This is a genomic window from Liquorilactobacillus capillatus DSM 19910 (assembly GCF_001434915.1).
GTDB classification, from domain to species: Bacteria; Bacillota; Bacilli; order Lactobacillales; family Lactobacillaceae; genus Liquorilactobacillus; species Liquorilactobacillus capillatus.
On the sequence record NZ_AZEF01000042.1, the window covers coordinates 1 to 17,027 of the forward strand.

Genomic DNA, 17,027 nt, shown 5'->3' on the forward strand with positions numbered 1-17,027 from the left:
GGAGACCCTACACATTTGATTTGTCGAAACTTTGTTCAGTTTTCAAAGGTCTACATAAAACAACAACAGTTAAATATTATAAATGCTATTCAACTAAAAGTCAAGTTGTTTTTTTATCACTACCGCTCATTTATCATATGTATGAATAAATAACCAGATAATGTATAGATTGTCATTAGTCGCTCTCTCAATAGCAAAAATAATAATCCTCATTGGACTTCTTTGTCATAATTAAGCTGTCCTGACGACATTGAATATAATACCAACTAATCAGCTTTCCGTCAACATCTTTTTTCTTTTTTTGCCTATTCTAAATAATTTCTGGTACCACAGCTTAACGCTCTTTTTAATTATTATTCATTTTTAGTAGAATAAAATCTTTTGAATGGTAATTTAGTTTTCATTCTTTCCTATAAAAAGCGTACTTTAATTAACCAAAGCAATTAAACGTTCAGTTTTTTATAACTGAGCTTTAAATAAAAAAGCTTAGGAAAAAAGAATTCTTCCTAAGTCTCTTGTTCAATACTTATTCTTTTATTTAATTACTTCTACTCCATGCATATAAGACCGTAGAGCCTCTGGAATAGTTACTGTCCCATCTTCATTTTGATAATTTTCTAAAATTGCCGCAATTGTTCTTCCAACCGCAAGTCCTGAACCATTTAAAGTATGAACAAACTGTAACTTGCCATTATCATCCCGGTATTGAATATGCGCACGCCGAGCCTGAAATCCTTCGCAATTTGAACAACTTGAAATCTCACGGTAAGTATCTTGCGCTGGAATCCAGACTTCAAGATCATGTGTCATCGCAGCAGAGAAACCCATATCACCTGTCGATAAAGTAATTATATGATATGGAAGGCCTAGTTTTTCTAAAATGCTTCCCGCATTCTTAGTCATTTTCTCTAGTTCATCATATGAGTCTTCTGGTTTACAGTACTTGACCATCTCAACTTTATTGAACTGGTGCAATCTAATTAAGCCACGTGTATCTCGCCCCGCACTTCCTGCTTCAGATCTGAATGCAGGTGATAGTGCTGTAAAGTAAACAGGTAATTCTTCCTCAGGAATAACTTCATCACGATAATAGTTCGTTAAAGGTACTTCAGCAGTAGGGATCAAAGTTAGATCTTGTCCCTGTACCTGAAAAACATCTTCTTTAAATTTAGGGAATTGTCCTGTACCGAACATGGATGCACCATTAACTAAATAAGGTGGCAGTATCTCTGTGTAACCTTCTTTTTCATGCTCATCCAACATAAAATTATAGACGGCACGTTCAAGTTTTGCACCCAAACCTTTATAAAACAAAAAGCGGCTCCCAGAGACCTTTGCTCCGCGTTCAAAATCTAAAATACCAAGCTTTTCTCCAATTTCCCAGTGAGGTTTAGGTTTAAAGCCAAATTGGCGCGGCTTTCCGATAACTTTAATTTCAACATTGGAATCTTCATCTGGTCCGACTGGAATACTTGGATTAGGAAGGTTAGGCAAGCGTGCAGCAATATCGCTAACATTTGCACCAACTGTTTTTAATTCTTCTTCCAGCTCTTTGATTTTGCCGCCGACTTCCTTCATAGCAGCAATCTGCTGACTAGCATCTTGTTTATTTCGCTTTGCATTAGCTATCGCTTCAGAAACTTCATTTTTCTTCTGACGTAAGGTTTCACTGTCAACGACTAGCTCTCGTCTTCTCTGATCCAGTGTGAGTAATTCATCGATCTTCTCAGCCTTCACCCCACGCGTTGCTAAACGTTTCTTCACTTCCATGACGTTCTGGCGAATCATTTTAATATCTAACATCCTATCTCCTCCTTAGTTATAAATAAAAAAAGCCCTCTCATCCCATGTTGGGACGAAAAGACTCAATTCGCGGTACCACCCAAGTTCGATAATCAATATCGCACTCAAAATAATAACGGTCTCCCGTGCAGCATTACCTGCCCATTCAAACGAACGCTGGATTTTCGACGTCATGATTTTCAGCAACCATCATGTTTCTGCGTGTCTACTTATGGCGAACTCAGATGTTTTCCCTATATCTATGCCCATATCATAATATCAAATACACAAAAATTCAAGCCCTAGAGATATCATTTCTTCTTTACATCTATCGGTTCCAGATCAATTTCTTCTAGTGGTATTAGTCTGGTATGGTATTTAATTTTGTAATAGAAAAAAAGAATCAAAAAAAGCGGTACGCTCATATAACTAACACTGATTGCTTGCCAATCCCAATTAGCAAAAGATTTTAAATCTTGACCTACAATAACCAGGATACACAAGACTAGGGAAAGTAACGGTCCTAACGGAAAAAGTTTTGCATGGTAACGCAGTTCTTCTAAAGACTTGCCTTGTTTCTTAAAGGCCCTTCGAAAACGGTAATGTGAAATTGCAATTCCTAGCCATGCAATGAATCCCGTTAACCCACTGGCACTAACTAAAAAGGTATAAATTCTTGTTCCATAAACGCTAGCCAAAAAGGTAAATAATCCTACTGCAGTTGTCCCTAATAGCGCTGGAAAAGGGATCCCGCGGATATTTAATAAACCAAAAATGCGTGGAGCATCGCCCGCACGAGCCAAGGAATACAACATTCTAGTCGAAGCGTACATTCCTGAATTAGCTGACGATAAAACAGAAGTTAAAATAACTGCGTTCATCACACTTGCAGCCGATGCAAGACCCGCTCTTCGAAAAACAAGTGTAAACGGACTAATAGTAATATCGCTTGTGCTTGAACCTAATAGATTCGGACTCGTATAAGGTATAAGGCAAGCAATAATGAAGATTGACAAAATATAAAATAGTAAGATCCGCCAAAAAACCTGTTTGATCGCCTTAGGAATACTCTTCTCCGGTGTTTTAGATTCACCAGCAGTTATCCCGATCAGTTCCGTTCCTTGAAATGAAAAACCAGCAACAATAAAAACACTTAGCACCGCCGGCACCCCACCAACAAATGGTGCTTTCTTATAAAAAAGGTTTTCCATCCCAACAGCGTGCCCACCCATAATTCCAAAAATCGTTAAAACACCTATTATCAGAAAAATAATAACCGTAACTACTTTTATTAATGCAAGCCAATACTCCGTCTCTCCAAATGAAAGAACTGAAAAAGCATTGATACAAAAGATAAGTGCCAACGCGGCTAAGCTAAAAATCCAGCTAGGAACATTTGGCAACCAGAATTTCATTACAAGTGCAACTGTAGTAATATCGACAGCTAATGTTATTGCCCAGTTAAACCAGTAGTTCCAGCCCATTGCAAACCCCAATGCAGGATCAACAAATCGTTTTGAGTACGTTGCAAATGAGCCTGTCACTGGTAAGTAAGTTGCCATCTCACCCAAACTAGTCATCAGGAAATAGACCATCAGACCAATTCCAATATAGGCAACTAACCCGCCACCGGGCCCAGCAGTACTGATTGCTGAACCACTTGCGACAAATAAACCAGTTCCGATACTTCCACCTAACGCAATCATTGACAAATGTCGTGTCTTTAATGCCCGCCTAATATGCGATTGTCGCTGTGGTTGCTTATTAACTTCCATTTTCTTTTTTACCTCCCTGATTTTAAAGGCCTCTAAAGTGCATGCTTTAACTACTGTACTAAAAAAGCCTTGTCGATTTAACTATATCGACAAGGCTTTTTGTAATAATCAGCTTAATAAACTAAAAATCAAAGTCATACTCGATAGCGCTCCGCAATTACTTGCGACAGTTTTCAGCTTATTAGGCTGAACCCCAGCTTAATGCCGTTAAAGCAACATTAGCTTCGGCAGATGCTCCTTTCATTATCCATCAGTAATACTTTAATATCTCCGGATAATTACTAATATTATCTGCGACCTCTTTTCGACAACAATATTGTACACTTTTATAGCTTCAAAAACAACACTATCCGTGTAGGTGCTCTTAATGTATCTGATCTTCCAGTATTTGCTTACCAAGTTCTTGATTAAAACTATAGTCGACTGGAACATCGACCACTACTGGTCCCTTAGTCGCAAAAGCCTGATCCAAAACTGCTCCCAATTCTTTTGCTTGAGTCACTCTTAAACCAGTAGCACCAAAACTTTCGGCATACTTCACAAAATCGACTGGTCCAAACTTCACTCCGGCTGAACGTCCATATTTCAACTCTTCTTGGAACTTGACCATATCATAGTTACCGTCATTCCAAATAATATGCACGATATTCAACCCTAAACGAACTGCTGTTTCCAAATCTTGGCTTGAGAACAAGAAGCCGCCATCACCGGAAACGGATACGATTTGTGTTTCTGGCCGAACTAATGCAGCTGCAATCGCCCAAGGTAAGGCTACACCAAGTGTTTGCATCCCATTGCTAAATAACAAGTGACGTGGGTTGTAGCTTCTAAAATGACGTGCCATCCAGATATAAAAGCTACCAACATCTACTGTAACAGTCATATCATCTGTAACTCTCTTTTGAAGTTCACGAATGATACTCAAAGGATGGTTCAAGATCTGGCCTTGCTTGATTGCTGGTGCTTCGTCACGTTCTTCAAACTTGATATGCAGCTCAGTTAAATATTTTCTTGCTGCAGTCGGAACTTGATAGCCTTTCATATATGGCAGTAAGAAATCCAATGTTTGTGCAATATCGCCGACTAATTCACGTTCAGGTTGGAAGTTCTTATCAATTTCAGCACGCATCGTATCAATAACGACGATGTTAGCTTTTCCATCTGCATTCCAGTTACGTGGCTCATACTCAATTGGATCGTAACCAATCGCAACGACTAAATCACTTTTCTTCAATAACTGATCTCCTGGTTGGTTACGGAATAAGCCGACACGACCGAAGAAGTCCTCTTCCATTTCATGCGGAATAATCCCTGCACCTTGGAAAGTCTCAACAACAGGTAGATGTGTTTCTGCAATTAGATTTCTAATAGCCTGAGTTGTTTCAGGTGAAGAAGCACGCATCCCCAGAAGTAAAACAGGTAACTTAGCAGACTTGATCCGTTGTGCTAATAATGTTGATTCAATTGGGCTAGCCGGTCCTAATTTGGGTGCAACTAAAGGCTTTATTACCTGTGTCTCAACCTGAGAATCAGTAACATCTTGCGGAACCGAGACAAAACCTGCACCTTGTTTACCAGCTTCCGCCTCTTGGTACGCATTGGCGATTACTTCGGAGATGTTTTCAGGGTCTTGTACTTCAGCGCTATATTTAGTAATAGCTGCAAACAAGGCTGAATTATCCATACTTTGGTGAGTCAACCGCAACAAATCCGTTCTTTGAACCTGACCTGAAATAGCTAACACCGGGTCACCCTCAGCTGTTGCTGTGACTAATCCTGTCGCTAAATTGCTAGCACCAGGGCCAGAGGTAGTCAGAACTACCCCAGGTTTACCGGTGATCCGTCCAATTCCAGCAGCCATAAAAGCAGCATTTTGCTCATGCCGGGTTAAAACAAGTTTAGGTGCTTCTGGTGAACTCGGATTCTCCAATTTTTCAAAGACACGGTCAATCTTAGCCCCAGGAATGCCAAATACATATTTGACCTCATGATTAATTAAACTGTCGACAATCGCATCGGCTCCATAATATTCTTTATCATCTTTCATCTTGCTGACTCCCTTTTAATAAACAATCTATCTCCAAAAATATAGTAGCTATAGGCTTTTTAAAGCCATTTCAAAATTCATCATAGCATTGCCTTTAAACAAATGCTAGTATCTTTTGCACTTGTGATTTTATTAATAAAATTTCTAAGTAGATAATTGTCATATCAACTCTTCTAGCTGCTACATACTTGTGAAATCGCATCAAAGTAAGCTGTTACATCCTTTTGCCTAAAAAACTTTACTACCGCAGTTTGAACGGTAGCATTCAAACCACAGTGTAAAGTTTTTTTCACCTTCAACCTTATCTTGTGAATTAATAAACGCTATTTAAAAATAACATTCTTTTTATAATTCACTCTCATTTGGGAAGAATATCACTTTTTGTTACATCAGGGTTATTCCAGTCCACCAGTGGGATCTCTTTTTTTCCTAACGTTTTAGAAATAACCTGATAAACCGTTTGCTCATTCAAAAACTGACACCAGCGTGCATCAGCTTGATGAAAAATATCATTCATAACTTGCTTTGCTTCTTGCGAAATAGGCTGAAAGTCCTTGAAAACAAGGTCAATAAAACCTAAATCCGGATAAGACTGGATCTTACCTTCAGTTGCATCGACAATTTGTAGTAAAGTAATTTGCTGAGGATCTTTAGCTAAGGAAAAGCCACCGCTATTACCTGAAACAGATGTTATCAAGCCTGCCACTACCAACCTACGCAGTAGTTTCTGCAAATAAGTCTGTGAACCGTTTATTCGTTGATGGATCATTTGCGAAGAAAGCGGAACTTTTCGTTCTTGTGTCGCCAGCAGAGCAATAATACATGCTGCCTGTTCAAAACCTTTTGTTAACTGCATCTTAAAACCTCACCTTTAAACTTATATAATCATTCGAAAGACTTACAATATTGATAGATTACTTTCACAGCGGTCCGCCTAATAAACGAATTAGGTTTACATTTGGCTACCAGTTGAAAACCGTTTTTTTCAAGAACTCTTTGTGAGCCCCTATTTTCTTCTGAGACCCAGCCTATTATCTCGGTTATTCCATTTTCCCGCGCCCACTTAATTAAGCCTGTCAATGCTTCAGTCATAATTCCTTGTCCCCAATAATCCGCATTAAGTGCATAACCAATAATTCTTTTAGCAAACAAAGGTTCACTATCTTCACCTGTCTGGTTATATAGACACAGGTTACCAATTACCTTACTCTCACTACTATATTCTATGACCCATGTATTTTCATTATCCAAAGTTTGATAGAAAGAGCGTGCCTCCACCAGTGTTTTACACAGAGTAAATTGCGCCTCTTGTGCTACATCTTTTTGTGAAGCATATTCATATAAATCAAGAAGATCACTTTTTTCTATCCGTCTGATCTTTAATCTTTTTGTTATGAGCATAAGTTCACATCTTTTCGTGTATCTTTTACAAAAACAAGCGCTTCATGTTCCACTTGTAAAAAGGGTTTTACACTTCTTGGAAACACATCTAACCTATCCACTTTTCTAAAAGTTTACTCCTATATTTTAGCATTTTTTCTAAACAATATCCTACTAGTTTGTCATTGGACTCAATTTAGCTCATAATAGCATTTGTCCTTATAGCCATTATGACAATAAAACGATTATTTATCTCAGCGATACCATCAGTTTAGCTGGCTTTTAGCGCTATTTATCTTTTTATGTAAGGACAATATCAAATATTATGTGGACAGATTTAAGGAGGATCTTTATGCTTAATGATATTTTAATTTTTCTGCTTATTGGGCTTTTTGCAGGGACGATGGGAGCCATTTTGGGCCTTGGCGGTGGAATTATCATCACACCTATTGTTACTCTAGCATTTGGACTTGATATCAAGTACGCGATCGGGGCTAGCATTATCGCCGTGATCGCGACAAGCTCCGGGGCTACGATTGCATTCTTAAAAGACGATGTTCTCAATTTACGTGTCGCGATGTTCTTGGAAATTGCAACAACAGTTGGGGCTATTGCCGGTGCATTCCTAACCGGTGTCGTTAGTTCGAGTTTTCTTTATGTTTTTTTTGGTGCTTTACTTGTTTTTTCAAGCTGGAACATGTTTCGTAAACTACGGACTGGAGCTGAGATATTCCATGAAACTAAAACAAATAGTTTAGCCGTCAAGTTTAAACTCAACAGTTCCTATTATGATAAAAACTTAAAAAAACAAATTGATTATCAGGTAACTAATATTCCAACTGGGCTATCAATTATGTTTGGAGCAGGTTTAGCTAGTGGAATGTTAGGTATCGGTTCAGGCGCCTTTAAAGTGATGGCTTTAGATAATGCAATGAAGATGCCGTTGAAACCATCAAGCGCCACAAGCAATCTAATGATGGGGGTTACAGCAACGGCGAGTGCGACCATTTACTTTTTTAACGGTTCGATCCGTCCTGATATTGCTGTTCCTCTAGCCTTGGGGATTCTCGTTGGAGCAGCTTTTGGCAGCCGCATCATGCAACTTCTCCCCGCTAAAATAATTCGCGGTGCTTTTATTCCTGTTTTACTTTATTTAGGATTACAGATGATCCTTAAAGGAACGGGGGTTATCTCATAATGAACAACGAAGATAAAGAAACTGCGGCAGAGATGCAGCAAATTGAGATTATTATCGGTAAGATTATGCGTGGTGGCGTCTTCTTAGCTACTTGCTTCATGGTCGTTGGCTTACTACTTCTACTGATAACCTCCAATACAGGTTACCCTGGCACGACTTTTCCAACTACAATAGCTGAAATTATAGCTGGTTTAGCCGCATTTAAAGCCTTCGCATTCATGATGACAGGTATTTTTTTCTTAATCTTAACACCCTTTTTGCGTGTCGTGATCTCGGTCTATGCTTTTTACAAAGAAAAAGATGCGCTTTATGTTTACATTACACTTACTGTGCTGATTATCCTTATTATTAGTTTCTTAATTGGTCATCATTAAATTAATTTGTTAAACTAGAAGTACTTATAGTGAAAAGTTCATAAGGGAGATGGTTGTAGTGGTTAAAAATGGGGAACGGCCTCCAAAACGGCGCTTAGAGAAGACGAAAACAACCCCCTCCACTCGATCTAAAAAAAGACGGTATAAGATTATCTTTTTCTGGATTTTATTAGGACTAGTCAGTTGTCTTGGCTGCAGCATATTTTACCTATCACGTATCTACCGAAATGCACGCCAAGCAACTACTATGATCTATAGTCCAAATAATGTAAATAAAAAAAGGGATACTACTTCACTCTTAAAAAATGGGGAACCAATTTCGATTCTTTTAATGGGGACTGATACCGGTGCTCTTGGACGAAACTTTAAAGGGCGAACAGATACGCTTATTTTATTGACCTTAAATCCCGATAAAGAGAAAATGACCTTAGTTAGTCTTCCACGTGATGCTAAAGTAGCTGTTTCCAATTACGCAAGCCGCTACCCCAGCAAGTTAAACTCAGCCTATGATTATGGTGGCTCGGCCGCAGCCGTTAAGACCGTTCAGAAATATCTTAATGTTCCTGTAGATTTTTACGCAACAATCAATATGGGTGGTTTAGAAAATATGGTTAATGCGGTTAACGGAGTCGATATAAAACCTACTCTGACCTTTTCTTATGGTGGTTATTCCTTTACAAAAGATAAAGTGGTCCATATGTCAGGGCCACAAGCTTTAGCATATGTTCGTATGCGCCATTCTGATCCATTAGGAGACTATGGCCGACAATTACGCCAGCGACAAGTTCTTACTCAGGTTGCGGCTAATGGTAGTAATCTCAAAAACTTGCTGAGCACTAAGTTTTTCAAAGAAGTCTCAAAACAATTAAAAACTGATCTCTCTTTCAATGATATTATGTTGCTTGCCCTTAAGTATCGTAAAGCAACTCATCATATGAACTCGGACCACGCTCAAGGCGCTCCCCAAATGATCAATGGGGTCTCCTTTGAAACTGTTCCTGAAGATGAGAAGCAGCGCGTAACCGACCTACTGCGTTCTTCACTAAATATTCCACAAGCTGAAACAGGCAATACGCTTCTAAATTCCGATGGCAGCAGCACCTTGGATACGCAAAACTAAATAAGAGTGTTTAACTCACTTTCAAAAATCCTACCTAGAGAATAACTCTATCTGAGATAAGCACAGGGTCCAATCAAGATTTGACTTTTGATTGGACTCTTTTTTATTTTTTATGCTGCTCTAACTTATGAAAACTATTTTTTAAAATCTATTGACACTATTCACTTTAAATAGTATATTTTTTCTTAGATAGTAAGCGTTTACATCAAGGAGGAGTTTATTAATGAATGAAGATAGTTATCTTGCTTGGGCTAAGTCGATGCCTCATACTTATGAAGTGAATTTTGACAACAGTATTTTAGTTCCACAAATCAATGATTTCCCTGAACTAAAAAATTTAGGCAATATTATCTCTGTCAAACCTAAACGTTGGCGGATTGAATCCATCGTCCCTGAACTAGACATCTTCAGCCAGTGTTTTCTTACCACAATGCAGAAACACCATGTTCCAGCTGAAAATTATACCATTACACAACTAACCGAAGAAAAAATCTAATTAATTAATTTGGTTCTGCCATTAGCTGCTGAAAGCTGCTAATAGCAGAATTTTTTTCGTTGGTCCTCTTACAGGAAGATCAAGTGACTCGTTAACTGCATATATAAAATAAATTAGCTAATAGTTACTATTATCTTCACTTGCCTAGCAGAATTTAAAACAGATTCCTAACAAAAAAACCTTTAGTTTTAGGTCACAGACCATATCCTAAAAGTTTAATTTATATCCCTATCCAATTTATATTAAACTGGTTCTTTTTATAAATCATTTTGCTTGTTTTCTCCCCCGCAACCCAGTCAGTAATAAGCTCGCGCTACCACTAATAACAACTAAGATAACCATACATACAAAAAGGACTTCATATGATCCGAATTCAATAATCAGACCGCCAAACAACGGACCAACTGCATGACCTAACGAAGCTGCAATACTGACGAAGCCTTGAAACCTGCCCTTTTCATCTGGACTGCTTAAGCGATTAACCAATGATGAGATGGTTGGAAAAGTAATTACTTCACCAACTGTTACAATAATCATTGACAAAATAAAATGTGGGTAATCTTTAGCAAAGATCAATGACATAAACGCGGTAGCAAACAGGAGAAAACCTACGTATATTTTAACATATTCATTAACTTTAAAATGTTCATCAATAAAGTTTATTACCGGTTGCCCTAAAACAATCAGCAACCCATTCAGTGTCCATAGTAAACTATATTTACTGATTGCAATACCCAATGTTTGCATATATACAGCTAAGTTACTTTGCCACTGGGAATAGCCAATTTGGATAGCTAAGTAAGTTAATAAAATCAATGCTATGATAATGATGTTACGCGTCGTTGTTTTCAAAGCTGTATTGGCTTTTTCCTTCCTAGATTGCTTTTGTTTATTCTTTTCAGGATTACGATAAAACTTCTTAGCAATTATAAAAAATAAGAAAAACAAAACGAAAGTTATTGCAAAAATATAACGAATATTAATTGCAATAACAAAACCTACTAGCATCGTTCCTAAGACAACACCAATATTAGCAGTAAAGTACAACATGTTAAAAACGTAACGGGAATCATACTTCTTAATAGAAGTAGCTAGTGAATTAATAATTGTATTCGTAATTGCTCCACCAAAACCATTAATAATCAGTAGGATCGGGTATGCTGGCCAGCCATTAAAGAAAATCAACGTGAACATTGATAGCATCACCAACCCAATTGCAGCCAACAACCACCGATGGCTGTTCAAATGATCATAGATATAGCCACCGAAATAACTACCACCAATCATGACTAGTGATTCAAGCGCCAGAACGATCCCTGCTGTTGTCAAGCTTTGATGTAAATAATCATGCATATATACCGTTGTTAGCGGCCAAACAAAACTTGTTCCAGTACTCGCAATTAAGCTTCCTATCAAGAGCCAGCTTAAGTGAATTTCCCTTGTCTTCATAAATTCTCCTAAAATAAAAAACCGGAGCAAGACAGCTGTCTTACTCCGGTTAAACTGTTTTAAAAATTAATTAGTCTTTAACAACGTTAACAGCTTGTGGGCCACGGTCGCTTTCTTCAACGTCGAAAGTTACATGTTGGCCTTCGTCTAAAGTTTTGAACCCGTCACCTTGGATAGCTGAGAAATGTACGAATACATCGCTACCATCTTCGCGAGTAATAAAACCAAAACCTTTGTCTGCATTAAACCATTTTACTGTACCTTGTTCCATAAATAAAATCCTCCTTGTGCCTAATGGCACTAAATTAGTTGTAATTCTTGATCGGCACAAATGGGGAAAGTTATTTGAAACAATCTAACCACGGTAACCCATACAAAAATACAAACATAGTATATCATGGCATTGTCAAAAAAGATAGTCAAAAAGATAATTATTTTACAAAAATATAATGTGCCGCCTTAAAACTAACATTTGTTTCTTGTCCTGTTCTTTCAATTAAAATCTTTACCGGCCCTTCAAAAGGGGCATGGCTTACAACAGTCAGTTGGTCACCAATATTTAATTCAATATCATCTAAGTAGGTGAGCAGGTCATGATTATCAATAAAGCGATCCACGACTACGCTCTGTCCATCTGCAGCATCTGCTAAGACCTGATGGCTGTCTTCCATATATTCACCATCTTTATTCGGAATAACTCCACCATGAGGGCAGTGTGTCGGATGCCCCAAAAAATCATCTAAGTGGTTCATCAAACGTTCACTTGTAGCGTGCTCTAAAACCTCAGCATCTGTATGCACATCTTGCAGCTTATAATTTAATTTAGAAACAAGGAAGCTTTCCCACAATCGATGACGCCTAACTAGGTTTTCTGCGATCTTAATTCCCTCAGGGGTTAGTGATATTCCGGCATAAGGAGTATGTTCTGCTAACCCATCTTTAACTAGTTTACCAACCATTTCTGTAACCGAACCAGCAGCAACATTTAGACTCAACGAAATCTGCTTATTTGAGACCTTTATCCGTGTTCCACCTAATTCAAAAATAATTTTTAAGTAATCTTCCTTCATTGGTGTCATGCTTTTCACCTCACTTAATTTGCATTGACAGTAACTTAAAAAATGAAAATACCAACGATAATTATACCAGAAAATCCGCTTAGCTGTTGATTTAAACACTTGATAACTACAAAAAGATAATTAGCTATTCTATTGAAGTTAAATCTAAAGTGAATTTATTACACAACTTTTGCATCTCCAACGGTAAAGGGGCAGTTACTTTTTGAACTCTTCTGGTAAAGGGATCTGTATATCCAATCGTATACGCGTGTAAAGCTTGTCTTGCTATCAGTGCCTGTTTTTCACCACCATAAAGCTCATCTCCCACTAAGGGATGACCCACATAAGCTAAATGAACCCTGATTTGATGTGTCCTTCCTGTATGCAGTTTAAGTTTAAGTAAAGATGCTTCATCATTTGCAGAAAGAACCCAATATTCCGTTTTAGCATACTGGCCTTTAGCCATTACTTTTCTTTTGATCTGCTGATCTTCACGACCAATAGGCTGCTCAATTACACCGTGTCTTCGCGGTAGTTGTCCCTTGATTACCGCTAAATACTGTTTTTCGAGCATTTTTCCTTCAACCTGTTTGTTGACCAATCCCTGTGCCAACCTATTCTTAGCAATTAAAACCGCTCCGCTTGTAAACCGATCTAGTCGCGTAATTATATGCGGAACTAAATCTTCTTCTTGGTTATTAAGCAAGTATCCTTTTACATAATTAACTAGTGTTGTCGTTCGATTACTTGGACCCGGAACGCTAGTCATCCCAGCCGGCTTAGCCACTACCAGCCAATTACTATTTTCTAATAAAATAGTAAGTTCACCAGTTGCTGCTGGAACTTCTGGATGATTTTCTGGTGGTAAACGCAGCATTATTTCCTCACCCTTAGCAATCGGCGTTGCTAAAGGTACTTGCTGTTCATCCAGTACGACCGTTCCTTCACCCTGTTTTATCTGTCGTAAGAGACGATGACTGACACCGCATTCGACTAAAAAACGTTTGATCGTCATTTCTTTTTTATTATTTTTCCATGTATATTGCATAAAATACTCGCTTTCAGCTTAAACTCTACCCTTTTTTCTAAATAACCCAATTATAATTCCAACCAAACCGCCTGCGGCTAATAATAAACCAGCATTCTGAAACTTCACTGCACTGGTTTCAAGCAATTTCTCAACCAAACCGCTTGCTTGATCCGCACGCTCCGCTATTTGCACGAAAATACCACTATTATTGATCCCAAAAACCACTAGCGCCATCAATAGACCGCTCCACAGCGCCGCTAACCCCCAATAATGGGCCCAGCGTAAGAGGGAGCGATCATGTAAAAGTAAGATAAACGTGAAAAACAATGTCAGCACCACATTAAGCCAAAAAATAGCGTTGATCGTTTTGGCGACACTACTTATTGTTGTCGCTGCTTTATCCAAATACTCAGCCTGAAGCGTTTGGTTAAGATAATTGTCAACACTCCCTAATAAAGCTGCTTGCACCGCGGTAAATTCTTCATTACTCGTTGAGATCCCCGCATTTTGAGCTTTCAAAGCTATATTCTGACTAATTTGCTGCTTGATTTTGTGATTATTGATTACGTCTGTTTTGCCTGCATAAAGATTTGTCACGACTTCTGTTACATCTTGTTTGATTTGTTCCGCGGTAACCAGATTACCGGTTAAAGTCGTTGGAATACCATTAGTAGACGCCAAATCGGCCACAACATTGTTAGCGGTCGTTGCGGCCTCATCAACATATTCTGCTTTAGTGATTTGTGGAACGACGAACTCTGAATTTAAAAGGGTCTTTTGCAGTGTGTACGCCCCGACTGCACAGAAAAGCGTTATCCCCAATGCAGCGACCAACCAGCGGCTTATGGCATAACTAGGGATCTTAACAAGGTTACGTCCACGTCTGTTTATTTGCTCCCCGTTCTTATTCATTGCTTCACTTCCTTATATTTACTTTATCTTATCAGTATAAACTACTGTTTATCTAAGACAAGTAGATTCGGTCGAAGCTTAAGAAACTATTCATTTCTAATTTTGAAACGTTTAATAACCTGTAAACTGCCAAAACAGACGATTATTCCCAAGAGTACCATGTCAATAAAAGGCATTGTTGGGTTTAACGTCCCACCTTTATCATACCCTACTAAGAAGTTTAGAGTATTAACAAACCATGGTTCTGCGTTAAAAGCAATGTGCTGATATGTGTTGGAAATGGTTGCTATCCCGACAATAAATAGCGTTATTAGTGCTAAAATTATAAGTCTCCGTTGTCTTTTAGTAAATAAGCTAAAAATACTGCCGACCAGAATACAACTTAAAGAAAAAACACCGGCCGATAAAATTGCAAAAATAAAGCTTACTAAATATGCTATCGTCGTATTTTTAAAGAACCCCCCATAAACTTGCATAAACAGAGAATAATCTTCCCAACGATTACCATTTAAAATTAATCTCATCAAAAAGAAGTATATAATTGCAATTGTCTGACTAAGTACGCTGATTCCAATAAAGGTAATTACTTTGGCCTTCCAGTAGGTATACCGCGAAACACCATTTTGAATCAGCAGTTTAAAATCATCATAACTCAGCAGCGCTAGGCAGCCGATAACAAGATAAAAAGTCGGTCCAAGTTCAAGGCTCCTGATTGCTTGCAATAAATTATAGTTACTGCCAGTTATGAGGGATAACGTCATTGGAAAAATAACTCCTCCAATCAAGAACCACATAAAGACAAACAATAGTTGGCGAAATACGCGTTTAAATAAGTAAAAGACCACGCTTTTCTCTTTTGCTGTTATCACTTGTTTTCCTCCTTCGTGTTAGTTAAGTTAATAAATAGTTTTTGTAAATTCGGCTTTTCCACTGTGACGGTGTCTGGCAGTACACGCTCGCTATCCAACTTTCCAAAAACATAGTCACCTTGAATATTGCCTAGCTTTTCCTGCCCGATAACATTCAATCCTGCAGTATATTGGGCAACTTCTTTAGCTGGTCCAGAAACAAGATAAGCTTTGTTCAAGACATCCTCCACATCACCATCAATAATTATTTGTCCGTTCTTTATTATAAAGATATGCTCTAAACTATTGGTAATCTCTTCAATAAGATGAGTTGAGATCACAAAGGTTTTTCCTGTTTTAACATAATTATCCACCATTTCGCGGTAAAACAACTCGCGATGATTCGCATCCAAACCTAAAACCGGTTCATCCAATAAAATATACTTTGCTGGTACGCACAGCGAAACAATCAGTTTGAAAATACTGCGGTACCCAGTTGAAAGTTTGCCAAATTTCTGATTCAAATCAAGTGAAAACTTTTCGGCTAATTGATATGCATACTCGTAATCAAAATTACCATACAAAAGTTCAGTGGTCCCTAATAAATGTTTTAGTTTGCTACTCTTAGAGTAAAGATTACGCTCACTCATCAGATACATCTGTCCCAGAGCCTTGTCATTTTCAAAAACCGTTTGTCCATCAAGTGTTATCGTTCCCATATTAGGAAAAATACGGTTAGCAATAATACTCAGCAGGGTGCTCTTTCCCGCTCCATTTCGCCCTAAAAGGCCATATATCTTTCCGGGTTTAATTTGTAAATCAACATCCTGTAAAACCGTCTTTTTGCCGAAATTCTTTTGGATCCCTTTAACAACAATTCCTTCCATCCCTAGAACCCCCTCTTAATTAATTCCATTAATTCTGTTTGTGAGATCTGTAGTTTCTGAGCCTCACTAATCAGTTTGACCACTTCATCCTGATAAAATAATTCTCTTCTTTTTTCCACAACTTTACTCTGTGCTCCCTCAGCTACAAACATCCCGATCCCTCGCTTCTTTTCAACCAAACCATCTGCAACAAGTAAATTCATTCCTTTTAAAACGGTTGCTGGATTAATATGAAAATCACGCGAAATCTCTGTTGTCGATGGTATTTGTTCACCCTCTAAGTATGTCTTAGTAAAGATAGCTTCTTGAACCTGTTGGGCTACTTGCAAATAAATTGGCTCTGAACTATTAAAGTTAAAACGCATCCTTTTCACCTCTTCACTACGTTTACAAGTCCGAATCCGTACTCAAGTTTCATTGTCTTATGACATCCGCTCGTCCTTCCTGCGTTACACTAGGTAATACACACAAACAGCAGTTATTCCTAAATATTTCTTAATGCAGCACAATTCATTAACATTTATTTTCAAAATATTAATCTGTCCAACCATTTTCTAGCCCTATTAAAGGCCATTCGCCTTGATTGGTTAGTTACTTATGCAGTTAACCATATCACTAGTTATTTAAAGTGTCAACTCCTACTAGTCTATGGGACTGCACTAAAGAATCCC

At 38.1% G+C, this 17,027-nt stretch carries 18 protein-coding genes and 1 riboswitch; of the genes, 4 read left to right on the forward strand and 14 right to left on the reverse strand.

Annotation, left to right across the window (positions count from 1 at the left end):
* Positions 1–534 precede the first annotated feature (534 nt).
* The 6 genes from serS to FC81_RS08940 all read right to left on the reverse strand — a co-directional run bounded on the left by serS (position 535) and on the right by FC81_RS08940 (position 7,005).
* The gene (serS, locus tag FC81_RS08920) at positions 535–1,803 is read right to left on the reverse strand and encodes a serine--tRNA ligase (RefSeq protein ID WP_057745932.1); all 1,269 of its coding nucleotides are present in this window, start codon (positions 1,801–1,803) and stop codon (positions 535–537) included.
* Positions 1,804–1,815: 12 nt separating this feature from the next.
* Positions 1,816–1,977 (reverse strand): hypothetical protein, encoded by a 162-nt coding sequence (locus FC81_RS10940; protein ID WP_157054779.1) that lies wholly within the window; start codon positions 1,975–1,977, stop codon positions 1,816–1,818.
* 116 nt (positions 1,978–2,093) lie between these two features.
* Positions 2,094–3,557, reverse strand: a complete 1,464-nt coding sequence (locus tag FC81_RS08925) for an amino acid permease (protein WP_057745936.1) — start codon at positions 3,555–3,557, stop codon at positions 2,094–2,096.
* A gap of 136 nt (positions 3,558–3,693) precedes the next feature.
* Positions 3,694–3,868: riboswitch (Lysine riboswitch) on the reverse strand.
* Positions 3,869–3,921: 53 nt separating this feature from the next.
* Positions 3,922–5,604, reverse strand: a complete 1,683-nt coding sequence (gene alsS, locus FC81_RS08930) for an acetolactate synthase AlsS (protein ID WP_057745939.1) — start codon at positions 5,602–5,604, stop codon at positions 3,922–3,924.
* A gap of 358 nt (positions 5,605–5,962) precedes the next feature.
* A complete protein-coding gene (locus tag FC81_RS08935; protein ID WP_057745940.1) occupies positions 5,963–6,460 on the reverse strand; it encodes an RrF2 family transcriptional regulator in 498 nt (165 codons plus the stop codon).
* Between the two features lie 29 nt (positions 6,461–6,489).
* Positions 6,490–7,005: a GNAT family N-acetyltransferase gene (locus FC81_RS08940; RefSeq protein ID WP_057745943.1), complete on the reverse strand. Its 516-nt coding sequence runs from the start codon at positions 7,003–7,005 to the stop codon at positions 6,490–6,492.
* 331 nt (positions 7,006–7,336) lie between these two features.
* Between FC81_RS08940 and FC81_RS08945 the strand changes: the two genes are divergently transcribed.
* The 4 genes from FC81_RS08945 to FC81_RS08960 all read left to right on the forward strand — a co-directional run bounded on the left by FC81_RS08945 (position 7,337) and on the right by FC81_RS08960 (position 10,172).
* A complete protein-coding gene (locus FC81_RS08945) occupies positions 7,337–8,182 on the forward strand; it encodes a sulfite exporter TauE/SafE family protein (protein ID WP_057745946.1) in 846 nt (281 codons plus the stop codon).
* The gene (locus tag FC81_RS08950; protein WP_057745949.1) at positions 8,182–8,556 is read left to right on the forward strand and encodes a DUF1634 domain-containing protein; all 375 of its coding nucleotides are present in this window, start codon (positions 8,182–8,184) and stop codon (positions 8,554–8,556) included. Before FC81_RS08945 ends, FC81_RS08950 begins: the two co-directional genes overlap by 1 nt.
* Positions 8,557–8,614: 58 nt before the next feature.
* Complete coding sequence (locus tag FC81_RS08955; protein ID WP_420806354.1) at positions 8,615–9,676, forward strand: LCP family glycopolymer transferase; 1,062 nt, start codon at positions 8,615–8,617, stop codon at positions 9,674–9,676.
* A gap of 223 nt (positions 9,677–9,899) precedes the next feature.
* A complete protein-coding gene (locus FC81_RS08960; RefSeq protein ID WP_057745952.1) occupies positions 9,900–10,172 on the forward strand; it encodes a hypothetical protein in 273 nt (90 codons plus the stop codon).
* 264 nt (positions 10,173–10,436) lie between these two features.
* Here FC81_RS08960 and FC81_RS08965 read toward each other — a convergent pair whose 3' ends face one another.
* The 8 genes from FC81_RS08965 to FC81_RS09000 all read right to left on the reverse strand — a co-directional run bounded on the left by FC81_RS08965 (position 10,437) and on the right by FC81_RS09000 (position 16,721).
* Complete coding sequence (locus FC81_RS08965; RefSeq protein ID WP_057745955.1) at positions 10,437–11,621, reverse strand: MDR family MFS transporter; 1,185 nt, start codon at positions 11,619–11,621, stop codon at positions 10,437–10,439.
* 70 nt (positions 11,622–11,691) lie between these two features.
* Positions 11,692–11,892 (reverse strand): cold-shock protein, encoded by a 201-nt coding sequence (locus tag FC81_RS08970; RefSeq protein WP_057738235.1) that lies wholly within the window; start codon positions 11,890–11,892, stop codon positions 11,692–11,694.
* Positions 11,893–12,052: 160 nt separating this feature from the next.
* The gene (locus FC81_RS08975) at positions 12,053–12,700 is read right to left on the reverse strand and encodes a metal-dependent transcriptional regulator (protein ID WP_057745957.1); all 648 of its coding nucleotides are present in this window, start codon (positions 12,698–12,700) and stop codon (positions 12,053–12,055) included.
* Positions 12,701–12,824: 124 nt separating this feature from the next.
* Entirely contained in the window at positions 12,825–13,727 is a 903-nt protein-coding gene (locus FC81_RS08980) for an RluA family pseudouridine synthase (protein ID WP_057745960.1), read from the reverse strand.
* 18 nt (positions 13,728–13,745) lie between these two features.
* The gene (locus FC81_RS08985; RefSeq protein WP_057745962.1) at positions 13,746–14,621 is read right to left on the reverse strand and encodes a hypothetical protein; all 876 of its coding nucleotides are present in this window, start codon (positions 14,619–14,621) and stop codon (positions 13,746–13,748) included.
* Positions 14,622–14,707: 86 nt separating this feature from the next.
* Positions 14,708–15,490, reverse strand: coding sequence for a hypothetical protein (locus FC81_RS08990; RefSeq protein ID WP_057745965.1), 783 nt, complete (start codon positions 15,488–15,490; stop codon positions 14,708–14,710).
* The gene (locus FC81_RS08995; protein WP_057745968.1) at positions 15,487–16,356 is read right to left on the reverse strand and encodes an ATP-binding cassette domain-containing protein; all 870 of its coding nucleotides are present in this window, start codon (positions 16,354–16,356) and stop codon (positions 15,487–15,489) included. Before FC81_RS08995 ends, FC81_RS08990 begins: the two co-directional genes overlap by 4 nt.
* Before the next feature lie 2 nt (positions 16,357–16,358).
* Positions 16,359–16,721 (reverse strand): GntR family transcriptional regulator, encoded by a 363-nt coding sequence (locus FC81_RS09000; RefSeq protein WP_057745971.1) that lies wholly within the window; start codon positions 16,719–16,721, stop codon positions 16,359–16,361.
* Between the last annotated feature and the right edge of the window lie 306 nt (positions 16,722–17,027).